21 protein-coding genes are annotated in these 24,765 nt (G+C 41.1%); 8 read left to right on the top strand and 13 right to left on the bottom strand.

Translation table 11 applies throughout. The features are described from left to right. Positions 1-10: 10 nt before the first annotated feature. On the bottom strand, positions 11-1,405 hold the full coding sequence (gene nirK, locus JWG41_RS05925) for a copper-containing nitrite reductase (RefSeq protein WP_205269020.1): 1,395 nt from the start codon (positions 1,403-1,405) through the stop codon (positions 11-13). Positions 1,406-1,615: 210 nt separating this feature from the next. On the opposite strand from nirK, the gene JWG41_RS05930 reads away from it, so the two are divergent. Next, on the top strand, positions 1,616-3,379 hold the full coding sequence (locus JWG41_RS05930) for a GAF domain-containing SpoIIE family protein phosphatase (protein WP_205269021.1): 1,764 nt from the start codon (positions 1,616-1,618) through the stop codon (positions 3,377-3,379). A gap of 66 nt (positions 3,380-3,445) precedes the next feature. Here the strand turns inward: JWG41_RS05930 and JWG41_RS05935 are convergent, their stop codons facing one another. The 4 genes from JWG41_RS05935 to JWG41_RS05950 form a co-directional block, all read right to left on the bottom strand. Next, positions 3,446-5,161, bottom strand: coding sequence for a methyl-accepting chemotaxis protein (locus JWG41_RS05935; RefSeq protein ID WP_205269022.1), 1,716 nt, complete (start codon positions 5,159-5,161; stop codon positions 3,446-3,448). Positions 5,162-5,430: 269 nt separating this feature from the next. Beyond that, positions 5,431-5,814 carry a hypothetical protein gene (locus JWG41_RS05940; RefSeq protein ID WP_205269023.1) on the bottom strand — a complete coding sequence of 128 codons (384 nt, stop codon included), beginning with the start codon at positions 5,812-5,814 and terminating at the stop codon, positions 5,431-5,433. A gap of 60 nt (positions 5,815-5,874) precedes the next feature. After that, complete coding sequence (locus JWG41_RS05945) at positions 5,875-6,516, bottom strand: hypothetical protein (protein ID WP_205269024.1); 642 nt, start codon at positions 6,514-6,516, stop codon at positions 5,875-5,877. A 70-nt stretch (positions 6,517-6,586) separates the two neighbouring features. Next, positions 6,587-6,808 (bottom strand): hypothetical protein, encoded by a 222-nt coding sequence (locus tag JWG41_RS05950; RefSeq protein WP_205269025.1) that lies wholly within the window; start codon positions 6,806-6,808, stop codon positions 6,587-6,589. A 200-nt stretch (positions 6,809-7,008) separates the two neighbouring features. Between JWG41_RS05950 and JWG41_RS05955 the strand changes: the two genes are divergently transcribed. Continuing rightward, on the top strand, positions 7,009-8,076 hold the full coding sequence (locus tag JWG41_RS05955) for a hypothetical protein (protein ID WP_205269026.1): 1,068 nt from the start codon (positions 7,009-7,011) through the stop codon (positions 8,074-8,076). Positions 8,077-8,213: 137 nt separating this feature from the next. On the opposite strand, the gene JWG41_RS05960 is transcribed toward JWG41_RS05955, so the two are convergent. Further along, on the bottom strand, positions 8,214-8,747 hold the full coding sequence (locus JWG41_RS05960) for a gamma carbonic anhydrase family protein (protein WP_039927404.1): 534 nt from the start codon (positions 8,745-8,747) through the stop codon (positions 8,214-8,216). A 157-nt stretch (positions 8,748-8,904) separates the two neighbouring features. On the opposite strand from JWG41_RS05960, the gene odhB reads away from it, so the two are divergent. The 4 genes from odhB (at position 8,905) to JWG41_RS05980 (ending at position 15,347) form a co-directional block, all read left to right on the top strand. Next, a complete protein-coding gene (gene odhB / locus JWG41_RS05965; protein WP_205269027.1) occupies positions 8,905-10,134 on the top strand; it encodes a 2-oxoglutarate dehydrogenase complex dihydrolipoyllysine-residue succinyltransferase in 1,230 nt (409 codons plus the stop codon). Positions 10,135-10,140: 6 nt separating this feature from the next. After that, positions 10,141-11,547, top strand: a complete 1,407-nt coding sequence (gene lpdA / locus JWG41_RS05970; RefSeq protein ID WP_205269028.1) for a dihydrolipoyl dehydrogenase — start codon at positions 10,141-10,143, stop codon at positions 11,545-11,547. A 34-nt stretch (positions 11,548-11,581) separates the two neighbouring features. Further along, positions 11,582-14,353 carry a 2-oxoglutarate dehydrogenase E1 component gene (locus JWG41_RS05975; RefSeq protein ID WP_205269029.1) on the top strand — a complete coding sequence of 924 codons (2,772 nt, stop codon included), beginning with the start codon at positions 11,582-11,584 and terminating at the stop codon, positions 14,351-14,353. 124 nt (positions 14,354-14,477) lie between these two features. Next, entirely contained in the window at positions 14,478-15,347 is an 870-nt protein-coding gene (locus JWG41_RS05980) for a hypothetical protein (protein ID WP_232373761.1), read from the top strand. Between the two features lie 4 nt (positions 15,348-15,351). Here the strand turns inward: JWG41_RS05980 and JWG41_RS05985 are convergent, their stop codons facing one another. The 7 genes from JWG41_RS05985 to JWG41_RS06015 form a co-directional block, all read right to left on the bottom strand. Next, positions 15,352-16,092, bottom strand: a complete 741-nt coding sequence (locus JWG41_RS05985; RefSeq protein WP_205269030.1) for a hypothetical protein — start codon at positions 16,090-16,092, stop codon at positions 15,352-15,354. Continuing rightward, positions 16,092-17,213 (bottom strand): DegT/DnrJ/EryC1/StrS aminotransferase family protein, encoded by a 1,122-nt coding sequence (locus JWG41_RS05990; RefSeq protein WP_205269031.1) that lies wholly within the window; start codon positions 17,211-17,213, stop codon positions 16,092-16,094. Before JWG41_RS05990 ends, JWG41_RS05985 begins: the two co-directional genes overlap by 1 nt. 12 nt (positions 17,214-17,225) lie before the next feature. Beyond that, the gene (locus JWG41_RS05995) at positions 17,226-17,651 is read right to left on the bottom strand and encodes a hypothetical protein (protein ID WP_205269032.1); all 426 of its coding nucleotides are present in this window, start codon (positions 17,649-17,651) and stop codon (positions 17,226-17,228) included. A gap of 4 nt (positions 17,652-17,655) precedes the next feature. Further along, entirely contained in the window at positions 17,656-18,594 is a 939-nt protein-coding gene (locus JWG41_RS06000) for a PdxA family dehydrogenase (RefSeq protein ID WP_205269033.1), read from the bottom strand. Next, entirely contained in the window at positions 18,595-19,035 is a 441-nt protein-coding gene (locus JWG41_RS06005; RefSeq protein WP_002989231.1) for a bactofilin family protein, read from the bottom strand. 67 nt (positions 19,036-19,102) lie between these two features. Beyond that, entirely contained in the window at positions 19,103-19,876 is a 774-nt protein-coding gene (locus JWG41_RS06010; protein ID WP_205269034.1) for a hypothetical protein, read from the bottom strand. A gap of 1 nt (position 19,877) precedes the next feature. Then, on the bottom strand, positions 19,878-21,077 hold the full coding sequence (locus JWG41_RS06015) for an LBF_1011 family protein (RefSeq protein ID WP_205269035.1): 1,200 nt from the start codon (positions 21,075-21,077) through the stop codon (positions 19,878-19,880). A 48-nt stretch (positions 21,078-21,125) separates the two neighbouring features. On the opposite strand from JWG41_RS06015, the gene JWG41_RS06020 reads away from it, so the two are divergent. Then, positions 21,126-23,393, top strand: coding sequence for a lytic transglycosylase domain-containing protein (locus tag JWG41_RS06020; RefSeq protein WP_205269036.1), 2,268 nt, complete (start codon positions 21,126-21,128; stop codon positions 23,391-23,393). A 68-nt stretch (positions 23,394-23,461) separates the two neighbouring features. Beyond that, entirely contained in the window at positions 23,462-24,751 is a 1,290-nt protein-coding gene (locus JWG41_RS06025; RefSeq protein WP_205269037.1) for a citrate synthase, read from the top strand. The last annotated feature ends 14 nt before the right edge of the window (positions 24,752-24,765 follow it).

Genomic DNA, 24,765 nt, shown 5'->3' on the forward strand with positions numbered 1-24,765 from the left:
AATTTTGAATTTATTTCACTTCTGCCTCAGTGACCATAGTCCCTTTGTTTCCCCAGTTGTTATAAACATAACTTAGGACACTGGCAATTTCCTCATTGGAAAGTTCTAAATGGGGCATTACATTATTATATTTTTGTCCATTCACAGTAATGGGCCCACTCAAACCTTTTTTTAAAATCTGAATGGCACGACCTTTGTCTGCATTGAGATAATCCGACTTAGCAAGCGGCGGGAACACTCCCACAACACCCTGACCTTCCTTCATATGACAAGCAGCACAAACTGATTTATATACCCTTTCTCCATTGGCCAAAATTTCTTTCGGAGTTTTCGCTGAAGATTTCGGTTTTACTTCAGTTATCATTCTTTGGATGGCAGGTCCTTCCGGAAGATATACAGTATCATCCTGTTTTCCTGAATAAACAGTAGCATTTGGTTCTCCTTCTACCTTTAGCATTCCCAGAGAACCTTTGTTAAATGTTCTAAAGATAGAATGATCAACGAGAATGAGGGTTCCTGGGACTTCTACTTTAAAATCAACAATTGCAGAACCACCCGCAGGAATTAAAGTGGTTTGTACATTCTTTTGGTTCGGAAGGATTCCTCCTTCAGTATACACGTTATCAAAAATCTCTCCAATGACATGAAAGGAAGAAACCAAATTGGGGCCTCCATTTCCGACAAAGAGACGGACAGTTTCCCCCACTTTAGCAGTAATGGCACGATCTTCTACTAGAGAACCCACGGAACCATTGAAAACAACATAATCAGGGATTTCAGTGATCGCCTTTTCCATGCTAAATGGTTGGAGTCCAGGTTCTCCATTTTTTCCTTTGGTATAAAACTCACTTTGTACTACATAGTATTCTTTATCAACTTTCGGAAGGTCATCCTTTGGCTGCACAAAAATCAAACCATACATACCGTTGGCAATATGCATACCCACAGGGGAAGTTGCACAATGATAAATATACAAACCAGGATTAATTGCTTTAAAAGAAAATTTTGAAGCGTGTCCAGGAATGGTGAGCGAAGCTGCAGCTCCCCCACCTTGCCCAGTCACTGCATGCAAATCAATGTTATGCGGCATTTTACTAGAAGGGTGGTTTTTTAAATGGAATTCTACATCGTCTCCTTCTCGGACACGGATCATGGGGCCAGGAACAGAACCTCCAAAGGTCCAGAATGTATATTCAACGCCATCGGCAAGCCGGCCGACAACTTCCACGGTTTCCATATTTACAATGACTTTGGCTTCGTTAGTTCTATCGATATGAGGCGGAACTTCAGGTGCGTAGGTGAGTTTTGCCTCTTCTGTCTTTTGTCCCGAACAAACATTCAAAAGACCCACGGCCATAAAGACTAGAAGGCAAATATACAAGGTTTTTAGTTTCGGTAGTTTCATAAATTTCCGTATCCTTTGGTATTATTCTAAATCCAACCAACCCTTTCCTCATTGATTCAAGTCAATAAGAGTGAGTGTAAATGTTACAAAATGCACAAAAATCTGAATCTTTCAGTATTTTTTCTACCGATTTCCGGGCTTCGGAAAAAATCTGCAGTGAATTTCTAAATCGACGGATTGGAATCTAAGAGAAAAATAGGTTTGTACCCCATGTCCTTAGATTCGCAAACTAGCCTCAGTAAGTTTCGTAGCTTACTCCATATTTCCTCCATTCTGAATGCAAACCTTGATTTGCACCAACTTCTACCACTCATCATGTTATACTCCAAAGATCTATTAGAGGCGGAAGCAAGCTCCCTCTTTCTTTTAGAAGATGAGGAATTTCTCTATTGCGAAGTGGCTCTTGGAGAAAAGGGTGAGATCATCCAGGAATACGCTAGGTTAGAGTTAGGTGAAGGGATTGTGGGAATGGTGGCTCGCGAGAAAAAACCCATTGCCTTGGAAGACGCGTATCAAGATCCAAGGTTCAATGCGAGTATGGACAGACGTACTGGATTCAAAACCAAGTCCCTTATCTGTGTTCCTCTTTTTGTTGAGGACAGGCTGATTGGAACACTAGAAGTCATCAATAAAACAAACAATCGAATTTTTGATGCATCAGATTTAGAATATTTAATTTCTCTTTCCGAAGTAGCAGCCACTGCCATCCAAAATGCAAATATAAAAGATAGTTTGGATAAACGTATCTTAGAATTATCATTGTTATATGAATTTGAGAGACTTTCTGTTTCTGAAAAAAGTTTAAACGAACTTGGAAAATGGATTCTGAATCGAGTTTTGGAATACTTAGGTGCCTCTTCCGGTACAATCTACCTTGCCAATTCCGAAAAACAAGAATTGAGCATTCTTTCCGCAAAAGGAATTCCAGAAGATGCGTATGATCAAATCAAAGTTCCTTACGGAAATGGAGTCGCAGGTTGGGTGGCAGAAAAAAAAGAAAGCCTACTCATCCACAACTTAGATTTGGATCCTCGTTACAACAAACTCTCCCCTTATAAATTTGAATCCAAATCTCTGATTTCCGCACCATTGATCTTTCAAAACGAATTACTTGGCGTCATTAGTATCAATAACAAACTTTCCGGGTATGCTTTCCAACATTCTGATTTGGACTTACTCACAAATATTGCAGCAAGACTCAGTAGCACCATAAAAAATGCACAACTTTTCCACCAAATTGTGGATACGGGAAAAGAACTGAATCGTGCGAAAAATATCATGAAAAAAATCATGCCTTCCATCCTGCCGAGCTCCGACAAACTCTCGTATGGTGTGGCACATATCCCTCTAGAACAAGTGGGTGGGGATTTTTATGATGTAACCCAATTGGAAGATTCTAAATTTTCTATTTTGATTGCCGACATATCTGGTCATGGGCTTTCTGCAGCGGTCCTTGCCGCAATGGCACATATGGTTCTAAAAAATTTTGAACCTGACATCAAACTGAGCCCTTCTTTATTTTTAACAACACTGAACCATATGTTGTATGGGAAATTGGCAGGGAACTTTCTTACTGCGTTTTACGGAATCATTGATTTGAAAACAAATACCATCCTTTGTGCCAATGCAGGCCACCACGCTCCATTTTTACTAGATAAAAAGGACTCACCCTTAATCCAATTAGATGTGAAAGGGAAAATCTTAGGTCTCATTCCTGATTTGTTTTATGAAGAAAAAACTTTCCCATTCACATCGGGGAATCGCCTTGTGATGTATACAGACGGGATCACAGAACATATGTCTAAGGATCATAACAAACGTTATGATGAAGAATTATTCCAAAAGGCCATCCAAAAATCAAAATCTCTTGAAACCCAGAAGTCTGCTGATGAACTCATCCGAGAAGCAAGAGACTATGTGGGATCCAATGAATTTGCAGACGACGTTACAGTTTTGTTAGTGGATCGAATCTAAAAACCAAAAACAATAAACCACTCTCCTATTGGGGAGTGGCTCAAAGTTCAGGATCGTCGAAACAATCTAAGGAATCAATTCCAAACTTTCGTTATTCCCGGTGTGATAGTGCTCTACTAAATCCATAATCTTTTTGGGTTCGGAAACCACGAGAGAACTTTTTTCATAGAGAGTCTCCGATTTAAAAGCAATCACTTGAGCCTGTTCTGACAATCCGAGCAAAATATTCGATATTTGTTTGGAAGCAATTCCTGCTTCTAAAACCGAGTGGTCAATTTTTTTAACCTGTTCGTCCACGGATTCCAACTTAAACTTAACTCGAGTGGATTCTTGTAAGTCGTGATACAAAGAAGCGGTGACTTTGTTTAAAATGGATTTAATTTCATGAAACAAATCAGATAAAGAAAAAATCTCCAAAGAAGCCTCTTGTACCTTTGTCGAAGTTGACTTGATCACTGACAATGTTTCATCTACATAATTTTTGATTTCTTCGGCAGAAACCGCAATTTGTTCATTCAAACTCATCATCTCTTTTGCGACGATGGCAAACCCAGCACCGACATTACCTGCTCTTGCTGCCTCAATGGATGCGTTTAAGGAAAGTAAGTTGGTTCGATCCGCAATCTCTGTAATGATGGAAACAATATTTAAGATCTTACTAGAAACATTTTTGATCGCATCGATTCCTTCCAGAGAATCAGAAATTTTTTGTTTTCCTAAATCGGCTTTTCTGGTTGAGGCTACTGACAACTCATCCAAACCCTTTAGAGCAGTTTGTGTTCCACTCAAATTTAAATTCACTGCATTCATATAATCTTTGATGTCAGACATGATGACTGAATGATCCGCTGTGATATGTTTGATATTGGTGAGCGCGGAAGTAAGGTCTTCCATACAAGCTGCCGCCTCTTCACTTCCCGAAGCCATCGAACGTGTGGATGTAAAAAAGTGGTTTGTGAGATCAGTCAATTCTTCAGAGATCCGGATGGAAACATGACTTGCCTTTTGGATTTGAGAAATGATTCCCCAAAGATTGATACTCATACTTTTCATAGAGAGTAACATGATTTTCACTTCATCCCGACTATCATTTTGGAAATGATCAGGATATTGAAATCTTCCGGAAGCCACAGAAATCACTGATTCTGTAGCTTTCTGTAACTTTTTGTTTTTCTGCGATAGAATCAGAATAAAACCAGAACCAATCAATGTTTGCAAAATAAACAAAACACCGCAGTACAACGGTTTTTCGGGAAAATGAAACCAAAAGAGAACTAAAAATGGTAAAGAAATCAAAACAACAAGGAAAACATCGATGAATTTGGTGGTTCGTAGATTCTTAACGACCTTATTTTTTTTCCAAAAGAAAATAGAACTTTTGCCCATCTTTTTGTATAGTTGGTCATAAAATTCTTTTTTTGCTTCCGGTAACTTTTTCCGAACGGATACGAAACCGACAACCTTCCTTTCTTCATTGAGTATGGGGGTTATGGTAGCATCGACCCAATAATAGTTTCCTGATTTGGCTCTATTCTTCACAGCCCCAGTCCAAGGAAGGCCAACCTTAATGTAATCCCAAAGTTCCGCAAAGACAACTCTCGGCATATCGGGATGTCTCACGATATTATGTGGTTTTCCGATCATTTCTTCTGCACTGTATTCGGAGATTCGTGCAAAGTCAGGAGAAACATAGGTAATCAAACCCTTAGCATCGGTGCGAGAGATGATAACGTCCGACTCGGTAAGTACATTTTCCACTAAATTCACTTTTACATTTTTCAAATTTATATCCCTAAGTATGATACTTGAGTGTATTACCGAGTGAACCAGATAGAATATCTGGACTTAGTATCATTCAACAATTATCAACTAACATACTATAAACTAAGAATATGGGATTTTGTAGCAACTCGGTTGTCATTTTTTATTCACAAACCTTGTTGATATTTGTCAATGGGGGTATACGGGAATCTACGAAACTGTCTTTATCAATAAGAAATTGTCTTCATGGAAAGATTTTCGGATTCAAAAACCTATACCATGATTTGTTTTTAATGAACAGGATAGTTTGCGACTGGTTCTAATTTGCAGCTGGCAGCAATGACTAAAGTCCTCGTGGGATCTTTTGTGGCGAGAAGGTAACTTGAGGAAAGAGCAATGCAAGCCTTCGCCTGTTTTCGATTAAATGACAAATCCCTTTTTTGATAACTCACACCCATCGCATCAGGCCAACGAGCCAGTAATGCAACGTCTGACAACCTTCGGGAAAAATTGAAACTATCTTTCGCTAAATCTTGGGCATAAATTCCGAGATATATGGAAGTTTCATCATAAATATCCCGACCAAGCATGGTTTCTTCGCCAATCCCAGATTTTCCAAGATTGCTACATTGAATCAAAAAAAAAGTGAACAAAAACAAATATACTAATTTCACCAGCTAACTTTTGAAAATACGAATCAAATCGTCAACTAACAAAAGTATCTGTTATAGATTTTACAACTCCATTAGTTCTTTACTAAGCGTTTGAAACTTTTGGAGTAATTCCGGATTTTCCTTACAATCTTTTACAAAATCGGCTTCGAATGATTCCACTAACAGACGTATGGAGGAACTAGAGGTCGTGTTATTGGCTCCTCCGTCGAATGAATCAGAAACCAAAGGCAAAACAATATAGAATGGAATGGTTAACCAAGAGATAATTCTTCTTCCTTGGATTGGGTAAGTATAATCCCGGATGATTTTTCGACTATCTCTGTCAGAAAGGGTAAAGGTTACATTGGAATAAGATTCTTCTAGAGATGGGAATATACCTAAGGTGAGAAGGAAGAGAACCGTCGATATTCCTCCGTAGTTGATTCCCGTGGATGATGTGTATGTTAAATCTAATTTGGAAGTTTTACTCAGTTCAAACAATTCTGATTTTGCAAGTTCATATTCGACAACGGAAGAATTATATAAATTTGGTTTTGCTGCCTCTTCCGAACGAATCAGATTGAATCGTATCTTTCCCCGCATCAGTATTTCACTGGCGTTTGTATTGACTGAGTTTCTGTTCGCTATGGAAAAGTAATGTAAGTTGCAGGAAAAACTGAATGTTAAGGCAAACACCAAGGCCAATGGGTAAGATAATTTCATAACTTCAGGATGTTCTACCGAACCGCAGAAGCTTCGGCAAGCGGATTTCCAACCTAGTCGGACATCCAAGTTACAGGGAGTACAAAGCCCCCACACAGATTCCGCAGATATCAGAATCGGCGTTGGCAGATTTAGCCACAGCCACTCGGATTTTTTTTAGATCCAACCTTAGGGATGATTTTTCCATTCTGTGTTTGGAGGAATCGAAACCACAGGGAAAGGATTTTTGTCCCCCCTTCTCTACTTGAACGTGTGCGAATTCTACATTTTCGAAACGAATGATTGTGTACAAACTTTGTCCTCTATCGAATAAAAATTAAATTTCTGCCTTTTGGTCAACTGGATTAATTACCAATTAAAACTCACCATTTTGTACCGTTTTTTAGGAAGGGGAATAAAATTATTTACATTCTTTTACGTTTATCTCGATGATTGTCGGTTCAGTGATTTAAGGAAAGTGAATTACCAGTTGGCCTAAACTGAAGGTGTAAAATGAAACCAAACATCCTCTATATATTTTTATTTTTGTTTCCAAGTTTTTCCCTGTTTACATGGCAAGGCGAATCTTTTGAAAAAATAATAAAGGATTATCAATTCCAATTTAGCTTTAGCAGAGACTTCCAAAAGATAGAGACTAAAGAAAATCCAAATTTGTATTATGATTATGCCATCAAACACAGTATAAAGAAACTTGAAATTCGTTATTTCGTTGGTTTACCGGCTCCCAAAATGGATGGCGTTGATTTTGAAAAGATTGGATTGTACAAACAACAAGCCTTAACCACCGCAGCAAACGTATGCCAGTGTATGGACAAAATCAATAAGAGTGATTTATCCGCAGATACATTGTCTTTATTTAATGCGGACTGGGGCGCCAATTTTTTTCTTGAGGCAACTTCAGAATTTGGACAAGGCTATAAATATTCCATTGTTACAGCAGTTCACAAAAAGGACTTACCCGATCTCTATACTATTTTTTTATTTGATGACTTTGATTCGGTAAAACAAGAAATCCAAAAAGCAGTTTTCAATCTTAAGTTCAAACAAGAATCAAATCTTGATAAAAGTTATCGAGGAGTCAAATTCATACCTGCTGAGAAACAGGTGGTAGGTGACATGACCATCTCGATTCCGAACCTAGCAAACCGATCGGAGTCATTACATAATCAAGACAAATATCCAATTACGTTTTTTAGAATCGATTGTCAAAATGAAAAAGAATGTTTCTCCATTATGATTGCTGTTTCCATTATTCCTGAAAGTAGATTTACATTTGAACAACTTGTTGAAGAAGCCAAAACCAATGAGTTTGAGAAATCACCCCATGAAATGGTTAAATGGTTGGAAATTCTAAAATTCAAAACGGACAAAACGACCATCCTTTTGGGACCCGGAAAGGTATTGGGTACGAAACTAATCGCATTCTATCAAAAGAATGATAAAAAAGAAACTTACAGAATCAATATGAGTTTAGTGTATCATCCCAATTTTCCAGAAGAGGATTGGAAAAATATCATCACTCATACATTCTTTATTTTAGATTCGGTCACGATAAAATAGGCCAAGATCTCAACTAACATGAATTAATAAAGGAATCCTTTCGCCTCAATGGTTTGGATTCCCCGCACAAGGGATAGAAGCGGAAATCCTTATCGCGGATGCGATAAGATTGGAGCGGATAGCCCGGTCCCTTTCTGTTAAGAAAGGGAGGTGCCCCCAATTCCTTCTGTGCGATAGTTTTCTTTATACTTCGCGTAGTTGTTTGCCGTGCGTGTGATGATCTCGCGGTCTTTGTCTGTGATGTCGCGGATGATTTTGGCGGGACTGCCCATAATGAGAACTCCCGGCGGAATTTTCTTTCCTGGAGGAACAAGGGATCCGGCACCCACAAAGGACCATTCGCCGATCTCCACATCGTCCATAAGCATAGCCCCCATCCCCACAAAACTATGGTCTTTCAAAACACAACCGTGGATGGTCGCATGATGGCCAATGGATACATAATCTCCAATCGTAACGGGGAATAGATCTCTTGCCACATGTACCAAAGTCATGTCTTGGATGTTGACATGTTTGCCAATGGTGATGGTATTTACGTCACCACGGAGTACACATTGGAACCAAATGGAAGACTCTTCGCCAATTGTGACTTTTCCAAGCACGTCGGCAGAGGGTGCCACCCAGGCCGTAGGGTGGAGAGAAGGTGTATGGCCTTGAAAAGAACGGATCATACCACTAGGCCAAGGCAATCTAACTGAAACTCAAGGCCTTTTCGTTTTTTCCGCTTGCGTTTTTACCTTCTCACAAGTTACCGTAGTCTTAGATTCAAATGGGATCTCTCTCCTCAAAAACGCTATTTTTCTCTAAAAACCTGCTAAGGAATATTTCATGGCAATAGAAATCAAAGTCCCCGAGATGGGGGAATCCGTAACCGAAGCAACCATCAGTGCTTGGACCAAAAAAGAAGGCGATGCCGTAAAAGTAGACGAAGTGCTCGCTATTTTAGAAACAGACAAAGTCTCATTAGAAATTCCTGCTCCGACAAGTGGAGTCTTAAAATCCATCTCCAAAAAGGTGGGAGATGTGGTTCATGTAAGAGACATCATGGGTGTCATTGAAGAAGGTGCTGTGGCAGTAGCTCCCGCAAGTTCGGGAACACCTGCTCCGCAAGCAGCAACCCCGGCAGCGCAACCTAACACAGGCAAAGTGAATGACGAACTTCCTCCTGCTGCTCGCAAACTCATCGAAGAAAATAAGTTAGATGTAACGAAGATTACAGGAACCGGTCGCAACGGCCAAATCACAAAAGAAGATGTAATTCTATTTTTGGAAAAAGGTGGTGCAAGCACTACTTCTGCTCCTAAGGCAGCGGCAAGTCCAGAAATCCCAAGAGCCGTCGTAGTCAATACGAACAATGGCCCAAGAGAAACTATCGTTCCAATGACAAAGCTACGCCAAACAATTGCTAATCGATTGGTGCAAGCGCAACATACAGCAGCCATCCTCACTACGTTTAACGAAGTGGATATGTCTCCGATTATGGAACTTCGTAATAAATACAAAGACAAGTTCAAAGACACTCACGGTGTGGGTCTTGGATTCATGTCCCTCTTCACAAAAGCAGTGGTTGCCTCTCTCAAAGCTTTTCCTGCCATCAATGCAGAGATCCGAGGAACAGACATCGTCTACAAAAACTTCTATGATATCGGAGTGGCTGTAGGTGGACCGAAAGGCCTTGTAGTTCCGATTGTGCGTAACGCCGACCTACTGAGTTTTGCTGGCGTGGAACAAGAGATCGCAAGACTTGCTGGCAAAGTAAAAGACGGTAAAATCGCACTCGAAGATATGGAAGGTGGAACTTTCTCTATCTCCAACGGTGGGGTTTATGGTTCGATGATGTCGACGCCAATCCTTAATCCTCCACAATCCGGAATTCTTGGGATGCACAATATCGTCAAACGCGCGGTAGTTGTGAACGACCAAATTGTCATTCGCCCTATGATGTATTTAGCTCTTTCTTATGACCACAGAATTGTGGATGGAAAGGAAGCAGTTCAGTTCCTCGTTAAAATCAAAGAAATGGTAGAGGACCCTACAAGACTCCTCTTTGAGGTATAAGGTTTTATGGAACAATATGATATCGTTGTCATTGGTGCGGGTCCCGGTGGTTATGTAGCGGCAGTTCGTGCCGCGCAACTGGGTAAAAAAGTAGCCATCATTGAAAAAAGAAAAACTCTCGGGGGGACTTGTCTCAACGTGGGTTGTATTCCTTCCAAAGCCCTTCTCGATTCTTCTGAAGAATACCACAAAACAAAACATAAATTAGCCGATCACGGAATCTCTGTAAAAGATGTAAAAATCGATATCGCAAAGATGATGGCTCGTAAAGACAAAGTGGTTACAGAAGTGACATCCGGTGTTGACTACCTGATGAAAAAAAATAAAATCACACGTTACCTAGGTCATGCTAGTTTTGTTTCGAAAACCGAAGTTTCGATCACTGCCGAAGATGGAAAAAAAGAATCCATCAGCGGAACGAACATCATCATTGCTTCCGGCTCCACACCCATTGAAATTCCTCCCCTTCCTGTGGATGGAAAAAATATTGTGACTTCTGACCATGCGATTGGTTTTGATTCGGTTCCCGAACACCTAATCATTGTAGGTGCCGGTGTGATTGGACTCGAACTCGGATCGGTTTGGTTGCGTCTTGGTGCCAAAGTCACTGTGGTGGAGCTTATGCCACGACTTTTCGGAACTGCTGACCAAGCGATGGCAAGCCTTGCCGAAAGACTTCTTACCCAGCAAGGGATTAACTTCCTCTTTGAAACCAAAGTCCATGGGGCCAAAGTAAAGGGCAAAAAAGTAGAAGTAGAGATCGAAGGCAAAGACGGAAAAAAATCCATTCTCGAAGGAGATAAGGTTCTCGTTTCCATCGGTCGCCGACCGAACACAGACGGACTCGGTGCCAAAGAAATTGGAATCGAGATGACAGACCGCGGTCGCGTGAAAGTAGAACTCAATAAATTCCAAACCAACATTCCGAATATCTATGCGATTGGCGACGTGGTCGATGGACCTATGCTTGCTCACAAAGCAGAAGATGAAGGGATTGCCGTTGCTGAACTCATTTGTGGAAAGTATGGTCATGTAAATTATAAAGCCATTCCTTGGATTGTATACACTTGGCCCGAAGTGGCTTGGGTGGGTCTTGGCGAAGAAGAATTAAAAGCCAAAGGCATTGAATACAAAGTGGGGAAATACATGTTCAAACCGAACGCTCGTGCCAAAGCCATGAACGAAACGGATGGACAAGTCAAAGTCATCGCTGACAAAAAAACAGACAAACTCCTGGGAGTTTATATCGTTGGGCCGCGTGCTTCCGACATGATCGCAGAAGTCGCCATTGCCTTTGAATTTGGTGCCAGTGCGGAAGACATCGCTCGTTCCACACATGCCCACCCGACTCTTTCCGAAGTACTTCGGGAAGCAGCCATGGATGCCGACGCAAAGTGGTCCATCCATTCGTAGTAGAACCGTTGTTTTGTTGTTTTAGGGAGAGTATATGACAACCGACCAGATGATGAGTTTATACGGCGATAACGTCGTATTATTGGAAGAGTATTACAAGTTGTTCAAAGAAGATCCGGAAGGTCTCACAAAAGACTGGATCGATTTTTTCCATGAACTGGAAAGGACTTCCGTTTCGAGTAACGGTGGAAGTACCGGAAACGGTTTTAATGGAAATGGATATGTAAATTATGCATCCACGGAACACCGGAAAGGTTCCTCACTCAGCGACTTCGGTATCATCAACCTTCTCAACGCCTACAGAAGACAAGGCCACTTAGCAGCAAACCTCGATCCACTCGGAATCAACAAACCCAATCGCGAATTCATTGATCTCAAAGTTAAGGCCTTAAAACCAAGTGACTTAGAAACAGAAGTGGATTCTGGGATTGCCAATTTAGGAAAAGCCAAACTAAAAGATGTCATCGATTGGTTTGAAAAAACCTACTGCGGATCCATCGGTTGTGAACACTACTACCTTGTGAACGACGAGGAAAGAGAGTGGTTACAAAATCGTATGGAGCCGCTAGCAAACAACGAACCAATCAGTAAAAAGATCGCCTTACGTTTGTTTGAAAAACTTTACCAAGCGGATAGTTTCGAAAACTTCCTCGCCAAAAAATTCGTAGGGAAAAAAAGATTCTCTCTCGAAGGTGGGGAAACAATGATCCCTATGCTTGACACTCTTGTCGAAGAGGCAGGTGGGCATAAAATGGATGCCCTTGTCATTGGTATGGCACATAGAGGACGACTCAATGTTCTCGTAAATATTATCAGAAAACCAGCGGGCCTTATCTTTGCTGAGTTCGAAGAAAAACTAAACCCAGGCCAACTCGGTTATGCGGACGTAAAATACCACCTTGGGTATTCCAACAATGTGATGACCCATTATGGAAAAGAAGTCAAACTCTCTCTTGCCTTCAACCCATCGCATTTAGAAGCAGTGGATCCAGTGATCTTTGGATCGGTTCGTGCTCGCCAAGAAATGGCAAAAGACATCGATCGTTCTAAGTTTATGCCTGTGGCCATCCATGGGGATGCTGCCTTTGCCGGTCAAGGTGTGGTTGCCGAAACTCTCAACATGATGAACTTAGATGGTTATACAGTGGGGGGAACTTTCCACATTGTGATCAATAACCAAATTGGATTTACCACTCTTCCGAGTGAATCCAGATCTACTTTGTATGCTACAGACCTTGCGAAAGGATTCCAAGTTCCGATCTTCCATGTGAACGGGGATGATCCAGAAGCGACTTACCGAGTCACAAAACTTGCGTTAGAATACAGACAAAAATTCAAAAAAGATGTGATCATTGATCTTATCTGCTATAGAAGGCTTGGACATAACGAAACCGATGAACCAACCTTCACTCAACCGCAGATGTATGATATCATCAAAAAACATCCAAAAACCATCAGCATTTACGAACAAAAATTATTACAACGGGGTGATATCACTCCGGACGAAATCCAGTTCATTAAAGATGGAATTGCCCAAGGACTCGAAACTTCTTTCCAACAAGCGAAAGAAAAAGACACTCGCATCACCGTGGATACACTGGGCGGCGTTTGGTCAAGGTATACAAAAGAACCTTTGGATTCCGATGTCCACACACAACTCCTCCAACAACAGTTAGGTGGGATTGTTAAAGCAGTCACAACCCTTCCCGAAGGATACACGGCGAATCCGAAACACATCAAAGTTTTGGAAGATCGCAAAAAAATGGGTGCGGGGGAATTACCAATTGATTGGGGATTTGCAGAATCTCTTTCTTTTGGTTCCATTTTAGAAAATGGATTTCCGATCCGTCTCGGTGGACAAGATGCACAAAGGGGAACTTTCTCTCATAGACATGCCACTCTCTCCGACATCGTGAATGGGAAAAAACTCACTCTCCTCAATCATATCAGTGAAAAACAAGCCAAGATCGATATCGTAAACTCTTCCCTTTCGGAATACTCTTGTCTCGGATTTGAATATGGATATTCTCTTGCGGATCCGAATAGCCTTGTGATGTGGGAAGCTCAGTTTGGCGACTTTGCTAACAATGCTCAGGTGATCTTTGACCAGTTCATTTCCAGTTCGGAAATCAAATGGCAAAGGATGTCAGGACTTGTATGTTTACTGCCGCACGGGTATGAAGGACAAGGTCCGGAACACTCTTCGGCAAGATTAGAACGATTCCTCCAACTTTGTGCTTTGGACAATATCCAAGTCGCAAACCTAACCACACCGGCACAGTATTTCCATATCTTACGTCGCCAAATCTTACAAAGTTTCAGAAAACCTCTCATCATCATGACACCGAAGTCCCTACTTCGTTTGAAAGATGCGGCTTCTAGTTTGGAAGATATTACGACAGGTGCCTTCAGAAAGATCCTTCCGGATCCAGTGGCTAAACCGGAAAAGGTAGAGAAGTTACTTTTCTGTTCTGGAAAAGTTTACTACGACCTACGCAAAGCCATCGATGCTCAAAAGTTAGAAAATGTGGCTGTAGTGCGGATCGAACAACTCTATCCGTTCCCAGAAAACCATATCCAACAAATGATTACAAGCTACGGAAAACTGAAAAAATTTGTATGGGTACAAGAAGAACCAAAAAACCAAGGAGCTTGGTTCTTTGTTCGTGATCGAATTGAAGCGGTAATGCCAGAGAACAAACGTCTGCATTATGCAGGTCGTTCGGAGTTCCCAAGTCCTGCTTGTGGTCACGTGGTCACTCACCTAAAAGAACAAGAAGATTTAGTAAAGGATGCCTTATCTTAAAAATAAGATATCTCACTACAAACTAACTTAGTTTTGAATGGGGCCTTGAGCGAAATCTCAAGGCTTTTTTATTTTAAAGATCGTAAAACGTTTCTATAAGCAAAAATTTATATGAATTAAACAATTGACAATCCAGCAAGCAGCCGTTAAATTCTCTGAAATGAGAAATGCAACCAAACGACTGTCACTTTTAAACTTTATTTTTATTATCCTATTTTTTTGTCCCTTTCTCGCAGTTGATTCCCAAACACAAAGACCGGAACCAGTTTATGGATTCTATAAAGGTGGATTTTATATGTCAGTTCTTGGAGGAGAAACCGCATATATAGGAGGGAGTCTTGTTCAAAGAGAACAAGCTTATCAAAACGGGCTCCGTACACAAGCGACTCTGGGTATCATGCCCGTACGAATGTTAGGTGTTCTTCCTTTCCCACAAAACTTTCCGTTACCGAATGACAAAATCCAAGCAGGAAATACACGAAGGGTGTCTATGGAATACGGACTTACCGAACACTTAGGATTTTTTATTTCTTATAGCACTATGTCCGTCGTGGCGCAAGGGAATAACCAACTCGCTTTTCCGGATCGAAACAGCCTCAATGGATATACAAATTACGTAGAAGCCGTTCCCATCACGAATACACTTTATAAAGATAGAAACTATGGACTCGGCCTTAACTATCATTTTTTATCAAGGAACAAGTTTGACCCCTTTGTTGGATTAGAAGTGAGTATTCTCAATTTTGATGCCAAATATAGAACAGGACAAGTGAACAATTTATACTACCCTACCTACACTCACCCAGGGACGGGAATTGGTGGTAGAGTTGCTTTAGGGATGAACTACTACGTCACTCCAGAATTTGGTTTTTCTTTGGAAGTTTTCGGGGCTCGCAAAATTCTTAAATCGAATGCATTCTCTTCAGAATCAATCAACCATGCGGGATTTCAGTTTGGGTTTATTTTCAATATGGATGCAATCGGTAAGTATTAAACAATCATTCCAAGGATCCGCTCAAAACTCCCTTGAACGAAACTGTATCAAAATCAAAGATATGCAGTTTATTCTCTGGTTCTGGGAGTTTTCTTCTTTTATTCACTTGTTTATCAGGATTTTTTCCTAGAACCAGCGTTAGATGGTTTTTTGCAGAATTGTAAACGACCTTTCTAAAATGAAATCCCACAGGTAGAACGGTTTCCAGTCTGTCTGTCTCTGGATCAAAAAGATAAACCAATTTATGATCTTTATAATTTAAAACCCCATCTAAGTTACTATCTTCTGTGACTGCCAAGATGATGATTTTTTTCTCCAAAGCCAGGACATCTTCTTTGGGATCATCGATAGTGTTAGAAACGGTTTTTTTGGCAAAGTCTCCGACAAAAAAATCCCAGATGTAAACATCATGGGGAAAGAGTTTTTGCACCTTTCCATCTTTTAAATTGATAGAATACAAATTCCTTGCATGAGATAAGATTCCATCGGGACCAAACCCACCGGATTCAGTCACAAGACCATGGGGATAGATAAAGTATTGTTTCCAATAAATCTTTCCATTCCCATCTTCCAAATCCAAACTATCAGAAGGTTCAGGAGTATTGTCTTTTTCTTTAGATTCCGGAGTTTCTACTGTAACTTCATACCCATCGTCATAGAGGCGCCAACTTTTAGTTAAACTAAAAGTAAGCACCGCTAGTATCAGTAAGAAGAATAGAAAAACTCCGACTCTAAACTTTTCCATTATTTGGTCGCGTTATACGCCTTTATCGCACTAAACACTTCATCCAGTTCTGAATCTGTCATATAAGCAAACAGAGGGAAATTCAGAACCGATTTGGAGATCCTAGGCGCATTTCCATCCTTTCCAAATCTTTCGATGAGGTATGGTTTGGCACCGGGTTGGTCAGACATGGCTCCAGGATAGATATTTCCAAATCCAATTCCTTTGTCTTTGAGAACTGCTTCGATTTTAGGACGCAGTTCCGGATTCACCAAAGTCACGTTACAGTATCCATTTTCGTCATAACCTTTCGGTGGTTGGATCACTCCAATCCCAAGTCCTGGAAGTTCTTTGTAGTATACGTTTTGTGATTTTTTACGAGAATCAATTCTTGCTTGTAGGTGTTTTAAAGACAAATTGAGGAATGCAGCTTGCAGCGAATCAAGTCTTGAGTTCCAACCCACAAGTCCATGTTCATAATGAGAAGTCCTTCCGTGGTTTACAAGTCTACGAGTCACAACAGATAACTCTTCATCGTTTGTAAACACAGCACCACCGTCACCAGCAGCACCTAACACCTTCGCAGGATAGAAAGAAGTAGTAGAGATTAACGCATCTTTGTATAATGACTTTCCATTAAACTTTACACCAAAACATTGTGCTCCATCTTCAATAAGAGCCACGTTCTTTTCTTTGCAAAATTTACGAAGTTCTTCAATCTTTGCCGTTCCCCAACCATACAAATGGACAACAAGAGCAGCCTTTGGTTTTACTTTTTCTACAGCTTCCTGAAACACTTGGAAATCCATTTGTAAATCATCTGGATTTGTATCAATGGTGTATGGATCCCCGCCCACATTCACAACAGCTTCGAAGGTCGCCCAAAAAGTAGAGTCCGGTAACAAAACTTTATCACCACGACCCACACCCACAGCACGAAGAGCAAGCTGCAATGCATCGGTTCCATTAGCACAACCAATGGCATACTTTGTTTCTGCAAAGGAAGCAAGTCCTGCTTCTAAATCTGTAACTTCGTTTCCACCGATAAACTGTGCGTTTACTGACATGGACTTTACTTTTTCATTCCAGGTGTCCAAAAATCCTGGTTCAAATCGTTTGATATCTATAAATGGAACTGCCATTGTATGCCCTTTTTATTTACTTATTGTGAAAATTTGATGAAGCCAACCATTGAACTCTTTGGAATACATGGTCCAAAGAAAAAATAATGCCCAATACAGAACCGTCCCATAAGCAAGCGCTGGAATCAAGGTTTTACTTAAGTTATTGGATGCGGAATAATAAATTCGAATGAGAACGAGAGGCCATAAAAAGAATAAAAATACATAAATCGAATTTCCCATAGCAGAGATCCACAGCAGTGCTTCGGCTTTGGGATTTTCTTTCCATCGTGTCACCCCTTCCCAAAACTCAGGAAAGAATTGAACCAAATAAAAACAAAATACGAGAAAGAAAAAGAACTTCCAATGGGATTCCAAATCTCTCCGGAAGAGAGTGAGAAGAAGGCCCACAAACCAAATGAAAAGAACAGGAAAGGCTACGGTTTCCAATAGTGTCATGAATTTATTTTTCTTTCGTCTCCGAGAGTCGTTCTAAACAGGAGATGAGTCCTGTGGGATCTGCCACCCCTTTTCCTGCGATGTCAAAGGCTGTCCCATGGTCTGGGGACAGACGAGTAAAATCCAGTCCTAAGGTTATGTTAACTCCCTTTTTCCCTTCAAGCAATTTAAATGGAATGAGTCCCTGGTCATGATACCCTGCCAAATACAAATCGTACGGTTTGGCTCCTGGCAAAAAAGCAGAATCTGCAGAAAGGGGTCCTTCCACAGAAAACTTTGCTTTTCTTAAAATTTTGGCACCCACTGACAAGATGGTCGATTCTTCTTCCCCAATCTTTCCACCTTCCCCGGCATGCGGGTTGAGGCCCAAATAAGCAATTTTTGGATTCTTTAAAAACTGCGAACGCACAAGAGCTTTGGAAAGTTCGGTCCAAGAAAACTTTTTCAATTCTTTCACTACGTCTTTTAGGGGAAGATGGGTGGTTAAGGGAATTACGTTTAATTTTTCCCCGGACATCATCATAAAGGTAGGTCGTTTGTAATACTCGGCCAAGGTTTCTGTATGACCGCGGAATCCTTTGACCCCGGCTTTTCCCACCCACTCTTTGGAGAGAGGAAGGGTGATGAGATCGGCCCCTAGTTCCTTTTGCCAGTCCATGGCGGCGAGAAGGGAATCGTAGGCCATTCTACCAGAGGTGGCGGAAGGTTTACCGAGAGTAAACTGGCGTGTTTTTTTAGAATCCGACCAAGGAAGAGAATAGAATCCGGGTGCGTCAATTGGTTGGGTGAGGTTGGGGAGCGAGGGAACCGTGAGGTTGTGGGGGCCACGGATGAAATAAATACGGTGGCGTTTCCCTAAGGATAACAACAGAGGGAAGGCGGAAACCACAAGTTCGTAGTTGATACTTGTTGGATCGCCTTCCGAAATCAGAATGGTTTTCAATTATTCTTTTGCGTTTGGTTGTTTCCCAAAAATTTTCTCAACACTTAAAGAATCTTTGGAGTATTCCAATTCGATCAGGTCTTTGGCACTGTGTTTGAGGTCGTTGGAAATCATACAACGTCCTTCTAGAATCACCCCGTTTTGGATGATGAGTTCTGGAGTTTTGATATCGCCAAGGATTTTGGAAGTAGGAAGGAGCATCACGCGGTTTCTTGCGGTAACGTTTCCTGCCACAATTCCTTCTACGATGACGCTGGCAGCCGTGATATTGGTTTTGACCTTTCCTGTAACACCGATATAGAGGTGTTCGGCTTGGAGGGATTTTCCCTCGAATTTACCGTCAATTTTTAAGGATCCATTGATAAAGAATTTACCGTTGAAGTAAGAATTCTCGCCAATAGTTGAATTGGTAACTTCGGTCTGATTTTTGACTAATGCCATGCGTTTGCGAGTCCGTGTATGTGATTTTTCACAGTGTGCGTTTCCCCCCGGGAATGAAAAGGTTTTTTTACCCTCGAAAAGACGGGAGTCGAATCAAATCACAAGCCTCTTCTGCGAATTCTTGAAATTCACGAAGCCCTTCCATGATCGAACGACCTTCCAAAACCGTGGCCTTTTCAAACCTAGGATTGAATTTGATCGGCTCTTCCATGTTCATAATGACATTATTTCCTTCTTTGATGTCATGATTCACTGCAGTGAGGAAGTCCCTGAATTTACCCAGGGTTTCAAAGGATTCCGCAATGAAGATCCGGGACTGTTTGTTTTTCATCCGAGAGAGCTGCTCACGAAACTCTTGTTTGTCGGCAGCGGCATATTCCTCGACAGTTTCCACAAGGATCTTCATGTTCCTTCGTAAGTTCTCCATATACTTAAGAACCGAGTCTCTTTCTGTTGCATGAGAATAATCGAATTTAATATGACCATCTCCAAGGATAGGAATGTATTCCAAATCCATAATATTCACAAGAGTTCCAATTTGGTTGATTTCACTATCATTGGAATTGGGAGTGATTTTCATCACCGGATATTGAGATATAATTTTATGTTTGAGGTTTTCCGGATTTTCCTCTCTGGTTTTTGCATTTCGCATCGTCTGTTCTAAGTTATCCGGAATTCCTTCAGGAGAAACTTCTTGCATACGACGTCTGTAACGTTCAATGTCGAAAGCAACTCGTTCCTTTTGCAGATCATTTTTGGCATTTCTTTCAATTTTCTCCAAATTCCTTAGCATTTTCTGCAATTTGGAGAGTTCCATAATCTGTTCTTGCGAGAGTGGCATTTTATTCCCAACCTTCCGGAATGTTTGTCGATTCCCCTGTTGCCGCAAGTGTTCGTTCAATGGAATGGGATAAAATTTCATCTCCACCCATTTTCAAAACACGCCAATACAAATTGAGGGCCAGAGGTAAATATTTCAATCGACCGGATTTTTTATAAAAATTTAAAAACTTATCGTTTTCCTTTTTCACAAAAGCAATCGAAGCCAATTGCAAATTGATAAAATACGAATAGGGTCGTGTGATTAATTCGTTTTTCAATTCATCTTCGTAACGAGATCCATCATTTCGAAATCGTACAACGGTTTCTACAAAAGGATCCATTTCATGAGACAATTCATATCCAAACGCATTGCCATGAGTCCAACCCCCACGAAGGTTTGTTTCTAATTCTTCTCGGTAGTGTAAGAAGGTTTCTTCTGGGAAGTATCGTTTGGCATAACGTAAGGCTGGGAAGGCAGGAATTTTTCCGAGAGAAACAGAACGGAATTTTTGTTTCTCCCACTCTTCCCATTCCTCGTAAAACCCAATGAAAAATTTCCAAAACCGAAATGTCTCTTCTCCCGCAAACCATCCCATTTCAATGGCATGGAAAAGAACCCCAGAGATTTGCCAATGGGAATCCAGAGTTACGGCATCGGTGAGACTTTTAAAATCCAAATAATCGCGTTTCCCTTGGACATACTCAACTAACGCATGCAAAACGGTATTTTCATAAGGCAGTTCGGAAGATTCCCAACCCAGTAAAAACAAAAACCGACGATTGTCATCGGTTTGGCCGAAGAATTCTTTGGTTTTTAAGACCCAATTGCGAAACTCGGCGATCTTACCAGCATACAAAAGTCCATATCCCACAAGTTCCCAATCCTCTCTTTCCATCTCTTCAAACTCTCGGTTTTGGCAAAGTTTCCAAATTTGGTCTAAAGATTGGCCGGGAAATGGGGACGGTGTCGTCAATTGCGGGTCTTTGAACCGATTGGCGGTCTCATTTTCGCCCAAAACGGAACAAAGGCTGAACCCCCCGGAAAAATCGGTCGATAAATAGAAGAGATAGTTTGCAAACCGAGACTGATTGCCTGAAAAGAAGGCACGTAGACTAGGCCAGAGTTCGGAAAGTGTGGCCGTTTTAGGAAGTTCGGGCCTTTTGTGGAATTCGATACGATATTCCGGCCATTGCAGTTTGTATTCTGTTTGTAAGCTCATAAGGAGAGGAACCTTCCCTCTCTAAATTCGTAATCATAGGAAGTATGCATGAGGCATTTTTGGTTAGCAAGTAGAATTCTTCTCTTTTTCACAACATCCCTATTTGCGGAAACTGACCTTCAATATTTAATCAAATCTCACCAGTGGGGACAAATCGAAAATCACTTTCGGAATACAAATCCTTCTCGTGAAAGTGAAGTGTATAGCCTCATCGAATTTCATGAAAAATCACCTAACGGGGACAAGGAGAAACGATTTCGGTATTTGATTTCTCTCGTCCGCGGGGTTTTTGTTACGGAATCCTCAGAAGAAGAAGTTAGGAAAATCCTAACACAAACCATGCCCTTCCAAACCACTCTATTCAAACTGAGTTATTGGAAATTATACACAGAAATTACCCAAAGAAATTATCTAACACCTGCAGAACGAATCCAATTCCTCAGCCGATTGAATTTGGAAGAGGATCCGATTTGTCGCCGCCTCTTGGATGAACTGGTGCGTCTCCTTGCTGCCAACAACCAATGGAAAGAGATTTTGGATAAAATCAATTCCATCCAAGAATCACATAGAAGGTATCTTCTCACGGGCGACACACAATACAGATTTGGAAAAGCAAAACTCATCTTAGGTGATGAAAAAGCAGCCACTGAAGAATGGATATACCTTCTTCAAAGAGACGGACTTGCCGACTCCACAGTTCATATGGTCGCCGCCGATTGGTCTAAATACAAAGGTTCGGGAAGTATTTTGCAACTGGCCCCGTCAGAGCTCACCATTCTTCTTCCCGCGATCAGTCATAATGACAAAGAAGCTTTGTTTAAAACAAGACCCGAACTTTTTTCCACAAGACTTGCTTACTATGAAGGATTCAAACATCTATCGACTGTACTAACAAAAACAGGGAAAACAAACGAACTTTTCCGGGTTTTGCGTTCCAACAAAACCTTTGTGGACATGGATTCTTCCTTTATCGTTGCACTGGCAGATATTTTATACCAACAAAACAAATTCCAAGCTGCCATTGAACTTTTAAAAACTTTTCCTGGAAAAGATGCAGGATACTACCGAGTTCTTGCGGCCTCTTACGACCGTTTGGGGGACCGGGAATTGTATTTTGAAAACCTAATTTTATATTTAGGAAAGTATCCCTTTAATCTTTTTTACCAAGATAGGCTTATCGAATACCTTGTGGATCGCAAAGGGGAAAAATCAAACTATGCTCCTCTCGCAAAATTTGAAAGAGCACTGGCGGAAATTCCAAACCTACCCGTTAAGGGCCGACTTGTGTATTGGTATTTGCGATCACTCAAAGAAAGTGGCGAAACAGAGAAATTAAAAAAAGAACTGAAACGTTATTATGCCCTTTGCCCTGGTTCTTATTACACTCGTGTGATCCGCGAAGAATTTTTATCCATCATCAAAGAATCAAACAAACCAGACAATCCCACATACAATAAAGAATATCTTTTTGAATATTTATCTTATACTGCAGGAATTCCAGAAGAATCCTATGCCATCCTTGGCCGCAATTTGGGATTTGTGTATCCGAAAGATTCTTATGAACTAGGAAATAAACTCGGTGGCATGAGTTCGCGAATCCAAGGACATAAACTTCTCAACCTCGCCAAAGAATACTTCCGCGTGGGAGAAGACAGTTTGGGATTAAACCTTGTCAACTTTCATGTAAAAAGGGAAAACCTTTCCGAAGAAGAAAAAGATGAAATTTTGGTAGGGATCGGGGACTTGACATATAACACATATTATACTGCGTTTCATACAAGATCCTTACTCAAAAGGCATTTTATCCCGGATGACCCCATCCTCCTCCCCACATCCATCTCTGTCCGAATTTATCCCAGACCCCACCAAAGTATTGTCTCACGTTATGCCAACGAAAACGAAATTTCAGAAGACAAGGTCTATGCTCTGATGCGACAAGAATCCTTCTTTAAGGAAACGGCTACCTCCCGGTCCAATGCCCGGGGGCTTATGCAAATTATGCCGGCTACGGGCAAAGAGCTAGCAACGCGGATGGGAATCTCTTCCTACACTCTCTACGAACCGGAAACCTCCATCCGTTTGGGGACAAAATTTTTAGCCTATCTTTTGAAGTCCAACGGGAACGAATTGAAATGGGCATCGATTGCGTATAACGGGGGCCCTGGAAATTTACGGAAGTGGAAGAAGGCCGTTTACTCAGGCGATTTTAACCATTTTCTAGAAGACCTTCCTTACAAAGAGTCGAGAGATTACTGTCGCATCGTGGTTTCGAATTTCTACGCATACGACATCATGAAAAAATACCATAAGTTGTAAAAAATGGCTTTTCCCCACCCTTTCCTCTGTCTATCCTTTGAAATAGACAGAGATATACAGGAGAAGATATGTCCGAAAAGGCAATTCTGAAAGTGGATGGAAAAGAGTTCGAACTTCCGATTTTAGTGGGAAGTGAAAACGAGAAGGCAATTGATATTACTAAACTCCGCCAATTGTCCGGTTATGTTACGATTGATTCCGGTTATTTAAATACAGGTGCTTGCACCAGTGATATTACCTTTCTCGATGGAGAACAGGGAATCCTCCGTTACCGCGGAATTCCTATTGATGATTTGGCCGCTAAGTCTACTTTTACAGAAGTAGCTTATTTACTCATCTACGGCAAACTTCCAAACGACGCACAACTCAAAGAGTGGAATAGCTCCATTACCAACCATACAATGATCCATGAGGATCTCAAACGTCTGTTCAACGGTTTTCCAAAAGATGGACACCCGATGGCAATCATGTCTTGTATGATGGGATGTTTGTCTACATACTACCAAGATAGTTATGATCCAATGAATGAGGAACATAGAGAAATCTCCATCATTCGACTCCTTGCAAAGTTCCCAACGATTGCAGCATATGCGTATAAAAAATCCATTGGGCAACCCATCATCCACCCACTCAACGAGTTAGATTATGCATCTAACTTTATGAATATGATGTTTGCGGTTCCAGCGGAAGATTACCATATCGATCCGGAAATTGTTTCTGCACTCAACCTACTCCTTATCCTTCACGCAGATCACGAACAAAACTGTTCCACATCTACTGTGCGTTTGGTGGGATCTTCCCTTGCTAACTTGTATGGTGCGATCTCTGCCGGAATCCTTGCACTTTGGGGACCACGTCACGGGGGAGCCAACCAAGAAGTATTGGAAATGTTGGAAGGAATTAAAAAAAGCGGACTCTCGGTTAAAAAAATCGTAGAACAAGCCAAAGATAAAAACTCCAGTTTCCGATTGAATGGATTTGGTCACCGAGTTTACAAAAACTTTGACCCTCGTGCCAAAATCATCAAAGTCGCTTGTGATAAAGTTCTCAACAAACTTGGAATCAAAGACCCACTTCTTGACATTGCCAAAGAATTGGAAGAAGCTGCACTCAACGATCCATACTTTGTAGAAAGAAAACTCTATCCGAACGTAGACTTCTACTCTGGAATTATCTACCGCGCCCTTGGAATTCCTACCAATATGTTTACAGTGATGTTTGCTATGGGAAGACTTCCAGGTTGGATTGCGCAGTGGAAAGAGATGATTGAGGATCCTAGTTTAAAAATTGGTCGACCAAGACAAATTTACACAGGCCCACAAGAGATCTCTTACGAAGCAGCAAAAAAACAGGCTTAACACCTAAATGAAAT

The organism is Leptospira chreensis (assembly GCF_016919165.1).
Taxonomy (GTDB): domain Bacteria; phylum Spirochaetota; class Leptospiria; order Leptospirales; family Leptospiraceae; genus Leptospira_A; species Leptospira_A chreensis.